Origin of the sequence: Rhodococcus sp. NPDC127527 (assembly GCF_042672245.1) — a bacterium.
Classification (GTDB): domain Bacteria; phylum Actinomycetota; class Actinomycetes; order Mycobacteriales; family Mycobacteriaceae; genus Rhodococcus_G.
Genome location: NZ_JBHXVP010000021.1, coordinates 45,513 through 57,767, shown reverse-complemented (window position 1 = coordinate 57,767; position 12,255 = coordinate 45,513). Strand labels below are relative to the sequence as shown.

Genomic DNA, 12,255 nt, shown 5'->3' with positions numbered 1-12,255 from the left:
GGTGACGGCCAGCGGCTGGGCGCCGCCCATGCCGCCCACGCCGGCGGTGAGGGTGATGGTCCCGGCGAGGGTGCCGCCGAAGCGCTTCCGGGCGACGGCGCCGAAGGTCTCGTAGGTGCCCTGCAGGATGCCCTGGCTGCCGATGTAGATCCAGGACCCGGCGGTCATCTGGCCGTACATCATCAGGCCCTCGGCCTCGAGCTTGCGGAACTGCTCCCAGTTGGCCCAGTCGCCGACCAGGTTGGAGTTCGCGAGCAACACGCGCGGCGCCCACTCGTTGGTGCGGAAGACGCCGACCGGCTTGCCGGACTGCACCAGCATGGTCTCGTCGTTCTTCAGCGTCTTGAGGGTGGCGACCATGGCGTCGAACGCGGCCCAGCTGCGGGCGGCGCGGCCGGTGCCGCCGTAGACGACCAGGTTGTCGGGGTGCTCGGCAACCTCGGGGTCGAGGTTGTTCATGAGCATGCGCAGCGCACCCTCCTGCTGCCACCCGAGGGTGTTCAGCTCGGAGCCGCGGGGTGCGCTGACCGGGCGGGCCTCGTGGCCGGGTGAGGTGATGTCCATCGGGCACTCCTGATGATCGGGCGGTGAGGGCGCTGCTTCGGTTTGTGGCTGTCGAGCGACTCCGTTGTCGTCCGCATCCGTTGTGTCGTAGCTGTTGTGCGCCGGCTCACGTTCTGCAACTATGACTTGTATATTCCTGTCTATACAAGCTCGTGTCAAGGGGCAGGCCTCGGTACGGCCCCAGATTTCGAGAACTCGACCCAGTTGAACGGACACGACGACCAGTCGGGTGCAGCGTGGCACCCGACGGAAGGTTCCCAGATGACCACCGTCTCCACCCAGACCGATCCGATGCCGAACCCCCGCGAGATCGACGATGCTCTCGCCCGAGTCTTCCGCAGTTGGGACGAGCGCGTGCTCGCCGATGCGGACCCCGCAGCGCGTGAGCATCTCGCGCGATTCGTCTCCGGCCTCCCCGCCGGGTACAAGCAGGACATCACCCCCGAGCGTGCGCGCGTCGACCTCGGCATCCTGGCGGGGCTCGCCGACGGGGGTGTCGGCGTCCGGATCGTCCCCGACGTGACGGAGCGCGGCACCCACCGCCTGTCCCTGTACGTGGGCGGGCGACCCGCGTCGCTCGGGGATCTCATGCCGCTGCTGCAGAGCCTGGGAGTCGAGGTCCTCGACGAACGTCCCTATGCGTTGGCTTCTCGCGCGGACCTGCCGTGCTGGGTGTACGAGTTCACCGTCCGGTACCCGATCGCCCCGGAGGGCGGGTTCGACGACTTCGCGCGCCGGTTCGGTGCGGCGGTCGAGGCACTGTGGGTAGGCGCCGCCGAGGCGGACCGACTGGGCGAGTTGGTGGCCCGGGCCGGGCTGCGGTGGCGCGAGGTCTCGGTGCTGCGCGCGTACGCCGAGTTCCTGCGACAAGGTGGATTGCCTTACAGCAGTGCATATGTCGCCGATGTGATGTGCCGCTACCCGGCGATCGCAGCCGGCCTCGTCGAGTGCTTCACGGCGCGATTCGATCCGTCCGTAGCGCCGGGTGACGGCGGAGAGACGGCGGCCGCGGCGGTGTCGGCGTCGATCGAGCAGGTGTCCGGGCTCGACGAGGACCGGATCTTCCGTGCTCTCCTCGGTGCCGTCCGCAACACCGTGCGGACGAACCACTTCGTCACCCCCACACGCGATTCCCTTGCGCTGAAACTCGATTCGCGCAGCATCGACGAGCTGCCCGAGCCCCGCCCGCGGCACGAGATCTTCGTGTACTCGCCGACCGTCGCGGGTGTGCACATGCGGTTCGGCTCGGTGGCCCGGGGCGGGCTGCGCTGGTCGGATCGCCGGGAGGACTTCCGCACCGAGGTGCTGGGCCTGGTCAAGGCCCAGGCCGTGAAGAACGCGGTGATCGTGCCGGTCGGCGCCAAGGGCGGCTTCGTGCTGCGCCGTCCGCCCACGCCCACCGGAGACGCCGAGTCCGACCGCGCGTCCCTGCGGGACGCGGGTGTCGCCGGCTACCGCGCGTTCATCGGTGGCCTGCTCGACCTCACGGACAACATCGACCGGCGCACCGGGGCGGTCGTCCCGGCGCCGGGCATCGTCCGCCACGACGGCGACGACACCTACCTCGTGGTGGCCGCAGACAAGGGCACCGCCTCGTTCTCCGACATCGCGAACGCGGTCGCGGCCGAGTACGATTTCTGGCTGGGTGACGCCTTCGCGTCCGGCGGATCGGTCGGGTACGACCACAAGGCGATGGGCATCACCGCGCGCGGCGCGTGGGAGAGCGTGAAGCGGCGCTTCCGTGAACTCGGGGTCGACTGCCAGCGAGAAGACTTCACGGCGGTCGGCATCGGCGACATGAGTGGTGACGTATTCGGCAACGGAATGCTGTGCAGCAAGCACATTCGACTGATCGCGGCGTTCGACCACCGGCACGTCTTCCTCGATCCGGATCCCGATCCCGAACGGTCGTACGCGGAGCGGGAGCGACTGTTCGCGCTGCCGCGATCCTCGTGGGCCGACTACGACCGGTCGCTGATCGGCCCCGGCGGTGGCGTGTGGGAACGCGGCGCGAAGTCCGTCCCGATCAGCGATGCGGTCCGCCGCGTCCTCGGCCTCGGCGAGAACGTCACGGAAATGACACCGCCCGAACTGATCCGGGCGATCCTCCGCGCGCCGGCGGACCTGCTGTGGAACGGCGGCATCGGCACCTACGTCAAGGCCTCGACCGAATCGCACGCCGATGCCGGGGACAAGGCGAACGACGGTGTGCGCGTGGACGGCGGCGACCTGCGCGCCCGGGTCGTCGGCGAGGGCGGCAACCTCGGCCTGACCCAGGCGGCACGGATCGAGTTCGCCCGCACGGGCGGCCGAGTGGGCACCGACGCCCTCGACAACTCGGCCGGTGTGGACTGCTCCGACCACGAGGTCAACATCAAGATCCTGATCGACGATCTGGTCGGCGCCGGCAGCGTCGATGCCGAGGTGCGGTCGCACCTGCTGGCCGAGATGACCGACGAGGTCGCCGCACTGGTGTTGGCGAACAACGTCTCCCAGAACGAGTTGATCGGCACGGCAATCGCCGCCGCGCCCTCGATGCTGGAGGTACACGGACGCCAGATCGCGGCGCTCGAGGCGGCCGGCGCGCTGGATAGCAGACTCGAGGTGCTGCCCGATCGCAAGGCGATCGCGGCGCTGGGCCGGTCCGGGGCTGGGCTGTCGGCGCCGGAACTGGCGACGCTGATGGCGCACGTGAAGCTCGAACTGAAGGGCGCGCTGCTGGCCGGCGACCTCGTCGACCACGACGTGTTCCTGCCGATCCTGCGCGAGTACTTCCCGCAGCCCCTGCAGCACGATCACGTCGACGCCATCGACCGGCATCCGTTGCGCCGCGAGATCGTCGCGACGGCGTTGACCAACCGAGTCGTCGACCGTGGCAGCATCAGCTACGTCTTCCGCCTCGCCGAGGAGGCGGGCGCCACTCCCGATGACGCTGTCCGGGCGTTCAGTGTGGTCAGCGAGGTGTTCGGGCTCCCCGACCTGTGGTCGAAGATCGCGGCAGCCGACGTGCCGAGCGAGGTCGCCGACGAGCTGGTCTCGGTGACGCGGCGGTTGCTCGACCGGGCGTCGCGGTGGATGCTGCACCGTCGGCCGCAGCCGCTCGCGGTGGGAGCGGAGATCGCGCGGTTCCGGGACCGGATCGAGGACGCGTCCGCGCACCTAGAGGAGTGGCTGGTGGGCGCCGACCGCACCAACCTCCGGGACCGCACGCGCGCGGTCGCGGAGCGGGGCGCACCCGAGGACCTGGTTCACGATGTCGAACTGGCGCTCGACCGGTTCGGCCTGCTCGACGTCGTCGAGATCGCGGACTCGGCCGAGTGCGACACGGCCGTCGCCGGTGAGCTCTACTTCCACCTGTGCGAGCGGGTGGGACTCGTCCCGCTGCTCAACGGGGTCTCCGAGCTACCCAAGGAGGGGCGCTGGGATGCGCTCGCGCGCCTGGCCCTGCGCGACGAGCTGTACGACAGCGTGCGCGCCCTCACCCTGGACGTCCTCGCGCAGGCGCTGCCCGGCGACGACGCCGAACGGATGATCGCGGATTGGCAGGAGCGCAACGAGTCCCGACTGCGCAGGGCTCGCACCACGCTCGCGGAGATCTCCACATCCGGCCGACGGGACCTGGCGGCGCTGTCCGTCGCCTCGCGTCAGCTCCGGCGGATGGTCGGCTGATCCGCAGAACTGACCTGTGCTCCATCCACGAGAGGAAGAGCCATCACTATCCTGAACTGCCGCAACATCAGTGAGTCTGCCGGAGCGGTCACTCCGCGTGACGCGCGTTCGTGGCTGCTGGTGCCCGGAACACGCACGCACGAATTGGAAGACCTGGTTCGAGGGCATGGCCCCGACGCCGTCATTCTCGATCTCGAAGACGGAGTCGCTCCCGACGACAGGCCCCGTACTCGCGACGAGATCCATCGTTGGGCATCGAGGGGCGGGCGGGCGTGGATCCGGGTGAATCCGGCCACCACAGCGGACTGGCAAGTCGACCTCGAACTCGCGGCCGACTGCCCGGGGGTTCTCGGGGTGGTACTGGCGAAGACCGAGGACCCGGCCGAGATCGACGCGACCTCGGCCGGGCTCGGCGACTTCGGCGGAGGTTTGATCGCTCTGATCGAGTCCGCGACCGGAGTGCTGGGCGCAGTATCGATCGCGCGCGCGAACTCGTTGACCCGCTTGGCATTCGGCAGCGGAGACTTCCGTCATGACACGTCCGCGACGGACGAATCGGCAACGGCGATGGGGGCTCGGGCGCACCTCGTCCTGGCCAGTCGATCGGCCGGACTTCCCGGTCCGATCGACGGGCCGTCCCTCGCATCCGATACAGACGGACTTCGCAGCTACTGCCGCCGTTCCGTGGCGAATGGAATGGGCGGAATGCTCTGTGTGAAGCCGGACCATATTCGGTTGATCAATACCGAGTTTGCGCCCAGCACGGAAGAAGTGCAGCACGCCAGGGAACTCCTCGCCACCCGCACCGACAGTATCGACGGAAGCTATCTACCCCGTCTGCGCGCGGCCGAGGCGATCCTCGACCGCGCCCGGAAGTACCGCATCGACATCTTCGACGACGGTCTGGTGTCCGTGGGTCGATGACCGGGCGCACCGTACTGTTTCCGCGGCGCGTCGATCGACTCGCGTCGACACCGCAGCGGGACGTGCGCTGACACGGGGCAGCCCGCGATCCCGTCGGCGTTGCGTTCGTCCCCGTTCCCGGCTGGGAACGGGGACGAACGGGACTGGTTGGCCTCGACCGCGGATTGCATTCGCCGGCAGCTCGATTCGCCCAGCGAAGCGCCTGAATCAGGCCGGGCTCCTACGCTGCGGGCAGACCCGCACTGCTCTGACTGCGAACTTCCGCCAATGACAGTTGCCACACTCCGCGTAGATCGCGGAGCGCGGCAACTGTATTCACATTTCCGAGCGCTCAGACCAGATGCTGTGAGCTGGTCTCGGGTGCCCATCGGATGGAGATCAACATACCGAGCAGCAGTACCCCGGCGAGCCAGTACATCGTGGTAGAGATTCCCCAGCTCGTCAGGCTGAGCGGGAGGATGAAGGTGCCGGCGGCCGAGGCGACTCGGCTGAGTCCGTTGGCCAATCCGACGCCGGAGGCCCGCAGGCTCGTGGGGAAGAGCTCGGCGGGATAGACCTGCGTGATGTTCGACGCGGCCGACATCACGAAAGTGTAGATGACGAACGGAATCATCATCGCCGTGGCCGACATCTCGCTCAGCGCACCCAGCGCCACGAGCGAGACGGCGAGGACGCCGAAGGACACGATGGTGAACGAGCGCCGCGGCATCTTCGCGACGAACCAGATTCCGGCGATTCCTCCGACGAGGAGGAAGATGTTGAGGATCAGGGACTGGAGATCGGTGTCCTCGACCTTGAGCCCGGACAGGATCGTGGGAACGAACGTGTAGATCGCGAAGTACGGGAGCACGAGAGCGCTGTAGAAGAGGACGGCGAACCAGGTACGCGTCCTGTTGGCCGGGCTGAAGAGTTCCCTGTACGCGGTGGACTCCTCTTCCTGCACGACGGTGGTGGTGTCCAGTTCCACTCCGAAGCAGCGGCGGACGATCGCCCGCGCTTCGTCGACCCGTCCCTTGCTGATCAGCCATCCGGGCGATTCGGGTGTGCCGATCCGGACAACCAGCACGATCAGTGCGGGGATCGCGCCACTCACCAGCAGCCAGCGCCACGAGTCGTCGCCGTTGTTGAGGTAGGTGCCGATCACATTGGCGGCGACGTAACCGACGGTCCACGCGACGGTGAGCGAGGCGAGCATGGCCCCGCGTTGCTTACGCGGCGCGAACTCCGACATCAGGGTGGGCCCGACCGCATAGTCGGCACCCAATCCGAAGCCGATGAGAACGCGCAGGACGAACAGCACCACCACGTTCGGGGTCCACAGCTGCATCAACGACACCGCCGCGATCAGCACGAAGTTGAACACGTAGAGGCGTTGCCGCCCGATGATGTCTCCGACCCGTCCCAGGATCATGCTGCCCAGGAACAGGCCGATCAGTGCGGAGCTGGCGATCATCCCCTCCCAGAACGAGGAGAGTCCGAGCTGCGTGCTGATCGTGGGCAGGATCGCGCCGATGATTCCGAGCGTGTAGCCGTCGGTGAAATTGGCGCCGAGTGTCATCGCGGTGATCTTGGCGTGAAACCGGCCGAACGGGATCTGGTCGAGCGCGGTCGGTTTGGCGCGCGTGTCAGTCGATTCGGTGATCACTGAGTTCTGGGACATGTCAAATGCCTTTCAGTCCATGAGACTGGGTGAGGAAGTCAACCGCGTTCTCGAGGTCCTGGGTGAGTGGACGATCGAGGCAGTTCGGATCGAGAACGCTCGAGACTCGCTGGAGGTAGGTACCGAGCGGAGTTTCCGGATCGAGTGAAACATCGAGGATTCGAAGTGCCCGCACCGCGGCGACGAGTTCGCACCCGAGCACCTCGCGTGCGGACTGGATGCATTCCTGCAACTGGTCGATGGCCTGCGAATGAAAACTCGCGTGGTCCTCGGTTCCGCGCGAGATCGTGACGGTGCCCAGCGTCGCCGGGTTCGCCGAATTCCGAGATCGCGCGAGTGCCCCCGCCGCGACGTACTCGAGCAGCATCACCCCGCTGCTGCCGGCCGGGCCGACCGCCAGGAACGGGTCCAGGTCCGTGAACGCCGGCTCGGTGAGGTTCGCCAGCCGCCGAGTCGACAGGTTCGCGACGCCGAAGAGCGCGAGTTTACTGTGATCGCACGCGAGGGCCAGGGCCTGCGCGTGGAAGTTCGCGTTGTGGAAGACATCGTCTCGATCCACACTGATCACCGGGTTCTCGGCTGCCGAGTTCAACTCGATGTCCAGTGCGGCCGAATAGGATTCGAGGGCGTGCTGCGCGGGGCCGAGAACCTGCGGCAGAGCTCGGAACCCGTACGAATCCTGCACCCGCCGTGGGGTCCACTGGTGATCCCCGACGAGAGTCCGGATCCTTGCGGCCGTCGACGCCTGGTGTGGCTGCGGGCGCGACGCATGGACGAACTCGTCGAACGCCTCGGTCGAGCCGCGAGTCGCTATCAGCGACAACGCGGCGACCGCCTCGTAGTGCGCGACGTAGTGCTCCATCGCCCGGCACGCAGCGATACCGCGGGCGACGCCCATGGCATTCGTCGAGATGAGCGCCAGAGCATCACCAGGATGGGGGCGCCAGAGCTGGTCCCGCCGACCGCTCTCGAGGTCGACCTCGCCCATGAGCCCCAGCGCGATCTCGGCGAACTGACTGAGATCCGCGGTTCCGACAGCACTCGAAGCGTGGACCCGTGGCAGGTCGTCGTGGCTGAGCGACTTCGACAGCGCCTCGACGATGTCCGGGTGCATGCCCGAGCCGCCGGCCAGCAACTGGTTCAGCCGCACGATCATCGCGGTGCGGACGATGTCATGGGAGAGATGGGGCCCGGCACCCGTCGCGTGGCTGCGCAGCAGCCGGAGGTCCTGCTCGAGGGCTTGGTCGATCTGCACCTCACGGTTGGCTCCGACTCCGGTCGTCCGACCGTAGACCTGCCGACGTTCGGCTGCACTCGTCGCCGTCTTCCACGATCGCTCCATGAGATCCAGGGAAACCGCATCCACTTCGAATGGGCTCGTGGAATTCGCCGTGAGAGCTGTCAGATCTATTCCGGTCAAGTTTCGACCTGCGTTGGTGTCGTGCACTGAGAGTTCCCTATTTCGTCCGTGTTCGTCGCGCCGACTTGATCAATTCAGAAGGACTGCAGACTTCGGCGCGATCGTGTCGACGAAAAAGAAGGGTGCCGGAGCCGTGGTTGCCCGACTCGCTGGCATGCTCCGGGCCGTTGTGCTGTCGCGTAACTACCTTGCGCGACTTCTCGCCTGCCACCGAAGTGACGTGAGGTGTGGAGTTCCGATCAACCGCTCCGCCACCTGGCCTCGGGCTCGCGGAACTGCCCCCGGTCGGCCCCGCCGCCCACGAGGTCGGGGTCCGCGCAGAGCACGCTCGGCGACGCGGGGGCGCTGATCGCGCGGGCCTCGTTGCCGGGTGAGGTGGTGTCCATCGGGTGCTCCTAGCGGTCGGGCGGTGAGGGCGCTGCTTGCGACACTCGGCTGTCGTGCGACTCGGTTGTCGTTCGAACCCGTTTTGTCGCAGCTGTTGTGCGCTGGCTCACGTTCCATGAGTACGGCTTGTATATTCCGGTCTATACAAGCTGATGTCAAGGGGCGCGGCCCCCGACCGGCCTTCGGCGCAGCCAGGCTCGCTGACTGGGTGGACCCGACCATGAGCCGCATACCGTTCGGTATCCGATGGGGGCACCGGGTTGAACGGGACGGCTGCGCGATCGGGCGGCGGGTTCGGTCGCGTGGCCGGAGCGGCTGGTGTGGTCATGCTGGTCTCGTATTCGACGGGGTCAACTTGTCGGTCCTGGTCGCGTCGCAGGCAGGCCCGTTCGGCCCAGGCGGCGATCGCGATCGAAGGTGGTCGCGGGTGGCCCAGGGCAGCGGTCGAGAACGTCCTTCTGACGGGAGTGCGAAGAACGATTCCGTGGCGGCATTGTCACCGCGGGCGCCTACTCGCCCGATCGATCCGACCGCGCCAGTGTACCCAACGCCTGGACGAACCGGCGAGGAGGATGCGATCCGCGGTCGCCGCACGCGGTACAGCCGACTGCCTGCCCGTCGCCTGCTGCCCGTCCGGCGACGACGGAGCCGAGCGCGTCCACAGCCGATCGGCCCTTCGTTCCCGAGCCGATCGAGTGGCCCACGATCCTGTTCGAGGACATGCTCCTCGGTGGCACCGAGTCGGAGTCCCCCTCGCCGGCGTGACGCCGGGTGTGGGACCTCCCTGCGTGCAGCGACTGGGGCAATGTCGTTGACCCGCAATATGTTCGGGTCGTCGAACCAACCACCGGGCTGACGTGATGCATGGGCCGGTCGGCGGGTGCGGGCCGTCGGCATCGGTGACATCAGCGGCGACGTCCTCGATGACAGAATGTTGTGCAGCAAGTACATTCGGCTCGGGGGGGCGATTGTTCACCGACACGTCCTCCTCGATCCCGATCAGCGACCGCTCGCCGTCGGGACCGAGGGCACTGGTCGTTAGACTTCGTGGGCCGAGTCGACCATCGGAGCGGCAGGAGTTCGAGGAACAGGGGCAGCTGATGGCAGCGGTTGACGTCGACGCGGAACTCGCCGCGCTGTTCGGTGAGGCCGGCGGAGAGTCCGCACCTGCCTACGAACGGGTCAAGAAGCTGGTCGCGGAGCAGATCCGTTCGGGCCGTTGGTCGGAGGGCGATCAGCTGCCGTCGGAGAACCAGTTCGTCCAGGCTCTGGGACTGTCGCGAATGACGATCAACCGGGCGCTGCGCGAGCTCACCTCCGACGGCTGGATCGTGAGAATGATGGGTGTGGGCACGTTCGTCGCCGACACCAAGACGGCGTCGCCGCTGTTCGAGGTCAAGAACATCGCCGACGAGATCGGCCAGCGTGGTCATCGGCACCGCACCGAGGTCGTCTTCGTCCGAGAGGAGGAGACCGACCGCTCACAGGCGTTTCTCTGGGACGCCATCGGCATCAAGGTGTTTCACTCGCTTCTCGTGCACTACGAGGACGACACGCCGATCCAGCTGGAGGACCGGTTCGTCAATCCGGCCGAGGCTCCCGACTACGCCGCGCAGGATTTCACGGCGTTCACCCCGAACGACTATCTCTCCAAGGTGGCACCACTGGCCCGGGGCGAGCACGTCGTCGAGGCCGTCCTCGCAAGCTCTGAGGAGTGTCGCCTGCTGCAGATCGACCGCCACGAGCCCTGCCTGCTGATCCGACGTCGCACGTGGTCGGCCAACGGACTCGTCACGGTCGCCCGGATAGTTCACCCCGGCTCCCGCGGTCGACTCGAGGGGTCGTTCCAGCGCTGACGTCGCGGCTGCGCAGTCGCGACAGCCGATGCCACGCCCGCATCTGGTCGCGGCTCGCGATCCCGGCTCGGCGCAGGCGGTCACCCGTGCGTCTACGGTTCCTGATGCAACGACAGCACGTTGCCGTGCGGGTCGTGGAACCACGCGATGCGGGTGCCGTCCGGGGCCGCCCACGCGTGGTGGTCGTCCTGGTCCATGCCGGGATAGCGGGTGAACTCGACGCCCTTGGCGCGCAGGTCGTCGACCGCCGCGTCGAGGTTCTCGACCTGCCACCCGAGCACCGTGTACCCGGGGTCGACCTTGGACTGCACCAGCGTCACCCGCAGCGGGGTTCCGCCGCCACCGTCCACGACCAGCGCGAACGGCGTGCGGTCGACCACCTCGAGTCCGAGGGTGTCGACGTAGAACCTCGACGACACGTCCAGGTCCGTGCTGGCCACGAATGCCACGAGTCGACCGGGGAACGTCATGGACTCCACTGTGCTCGGCCGGAACCCGACAGGCAAGGGTCCGGCGGCACGTGACCCGCGGCACACCCGACGGCGGCGAAGGGTTAACGTCTGTCAAGTCAACGTTCCGCTCGCGCTCGAATTGAGGAGAACCGTGTCCGCAGAAGACGTTAGGAAGGGTCCGCTCGCGGGTGTCCGCGTGGTCGAACTGGCCGGAATCGGACCGGGCCCGCACGCCGCCCTGCTGCTGGCCGACCTCGGCGCGGACGTCATCCGCATCCAGCGCGCCGGGATGATCCCCGGTCCCGACCAGCGCCACGACCAGACCCAGCGCGGCCGCCGCATCGTCGAAGCCAACCTCAAGGACCCCGCCGACATCGAGGTGGTGCTCGGCCTGATCGAGCGCGCCGACGTGCTCATCGAGGGCTTCCGACCCGGCGTCACCGAGCGGATGGGCCTCGGCCCCGACGTCGCGCTCGAGCGCAACCCCCGGCTGGTCTACGGCCGGATGACCGGATGGGGCCAGGAGGGCCCGCTGGCCCAGTCCGCCGGCCACGACATCAACTACATCTCGCTGACCGGGGTGCTGCACGCGATCGGCCGTCAGGGCGAGCGGCCGGTGCCGCCGCTGAACATGGTCGGCGACTTCGGTGGCGGTTCCATGTTCCTGGTGTTCGGCATCCTCGCCGCCCTCGTCGAGCGGCAGACCTCCGGCAAGGGTCAGGTGATCGACGCCGCGATGGTCGACGGCACCCTCGCCCTCTCGCACATGATCTGGAGTTTCCGCGGACAGGGCATGTGGTCGGACGAGCGCAGCGTGAACATGCTCGACACCGGCGCGCCGTACTACGACACCTACGAGACCGCCGACGGCAGGTACATGGCCGTCGGCGCGATCGAGCCGCAGTTCTACGCGGTGCTGCTGCAGGGGCTCGGCCTGGACCCCGCGGACCTGCCCGGCCAGAACGACAAGAATGCGTGGCCGGTGCTGCGCAAGGTGTTCACGGAGAAGTTCCTGTCCAAGACCCGCGACGAGTGGTCCGCGATCTTCGACGGCACCGACGCCTGCACCACCCCGGTGCTGACCTTCGCCGAGGCCCCCGAGAACGCGCACATCGCCGCGCGCGGCTCGCTGGTCGAGCTGGACAAGGTCACCCAGCACCGTCCGGCGCCGCGGTTCTCGCGGACCGAGACGGGCCTCCCGACCCCGCCGCCGATCGAGGCCGTGGACGCGGCCGACGTCTGGCAGTAATGCGGCTGCGCCGCAGTGGTGGGGGGGGGGGGGGGGGGCGGTCGCCCGAGAGCGCCCACCCGCCCCGCACCAAG

At 67.9% G+C, this 12,255-nt stretch carries 9 protein-coding genes and 1 pseudogene; 5 read left to right on the top strand and 5 right to left on the bottom strand.

The window, feature by feature from the left end:
• A pseudogene (locus ACFVH2_RS23800) lies at nt 1-564 on the bottom strand (urocanate hydratase); the annotation flags it as partial.
• A 261-nt stretch (nt 565-825) separates the two neighbouring features.
• Here ACFVH2_RS23800 and ACFVH2_RS23795 point away from each other — a divergent pair.
• Together ACFVH2_RS23795 and ACFVH2_RS23790 are read left to right on the top strand one after the other, a co-directional pair.
• The gene (locus tag ACFVH2_RS23795; RefSeq protein ID WP_378427612.1) at nt 826-4,233 is read left to right on the top strand and encodes an NAD-glutamate dehydrogenase domain-containing protein; all 3,408 of its coding nucleotides are present in this window, start codon (nt 826-828) and stop codon (nt 4,231-4,233) included.
• Between the two features lie 66 nt (nt 4,234-4,299).
• A complete protein-coding gene (locus tag ACFVH2_RS23790) occupies nt 4,300-5,157 on the top strand; it encodes an HpcH/HpaI aldolase/citrate lyase family protein (protein ID WP_378475732.1) in 858 nt (285 codons plus the stop codon).
• 331 nt (nt 5,158-5,488) lie between these two features.
• Here ACFVH2_RS23790 and ACFVH2_RS23785 read toward each other — a convergent pair whose 3' ends face one another.
• The 3 genes from ACFVH2_RS23785 to ACFVH2_RS23775 all read right to left on the bottom strand — a co-directional run bounded on the left by ACFVH2_RS23785 (nt 5,489) and on the right by ACFVH2_RS23775 (nt 8,623).
• Entirely contained in the window at nt 5,489-6,817 is a 1,329-nt protein-coding gene (locus ACFVH2_RS23785) for an MFS transporter (protein ID WP_378427614.1), read from the bottom strand.
• A 1-nt stretch (nt 6,818) separates the two neighbouring features.
• Nucleotides 6,819-8,264, bottom strand: coding sequence for an aromatic amino acid ammonia-lyase (locus ACFVH2_RS23780; protein WP_378427615.1), 1,446 nt, complete (start codon nt 8,262-8,264; stop codon nt 6,819-6,821).
• A gap of 212 nt (nt 8,265-8,476) precedes the next feature.
• Nucleotides 8,477-8,623 (bottom strand): hypothetical protein, encoded by a 147-nt coding sequence (locus ACFVH2_RS23775; RefSeq protein WP_378427617.1) that lies wholly within the window; start codon nt 8,621-8,623, stop codon nt 8,477-8,479.
• An 881-nt stretch (nt 8,624-9,504) separates the two neighbouring features.
• Here ACFVH2_RS23775 and ACFVH2_RS23770 point away from each other — a divergent pair.
• Nucleotides 9,505-9,666: an NAD-glutamate dehydrogenase domain-containing protein gene (locus ACFVH2_RS23770; protein WP_378427619.1), complete on the top strand. Its 162-nt coding sequence runs from the start codon at nt 9,505-9,507 to the stop codon at nt 9,664-9,666.
• A 58-nt stretch (nt 9,667-9,724) separates the two neighbouring features.
• Nucleotides 9,725-10,480 (top strand): histidine utilization repressor, encoded by a 756-nt coding sequence (gene hutC, locus ACFVH2_RS23765; RefSeq protein ID WP_378427621.1) that lies wholly within the window; start codon nt 9,725-9,727, stop codon nt 10,478-10,480.
• A gap of 92 nt (nt 10,481-10,572) precedes the next feature.
• Here hutC and ACFVH2_RS23760 read toward each other — a convergent pair whose 3' ends face one another.
• Nucleotides 10,573-10,950, bottom strand: a complete 378-nt coding sequence (locus ACFVH2_RS23760) for a VOC family protein (protein ID WP_378427623.1) — start codon at nt 10,948-10,950, stop codon at nt 10,573-10,575.
• A 133-nt stretch (nt 10,951-11,083) separates the two neighbouring features.
• Here ACFVH2_RS23760 and ACFVH2_RS23755 point away from each other — a divergent pair, with 133 nt between their 5' ends.
• On the top strand, nt 11,084-12,181 hold the full coding sequence (locus ACFVH2_RS23755) for a CaiB/BaiF CoA transferase family protein (RefSeq protein ID WP_378427625.1): 1,098 nt from the start codon (nt 11,084-11,086) through the stop codon (nt 12,179-12,181).
• Nucleotides 12,182-12,255 lie beyond the last annotated feature (74 nt).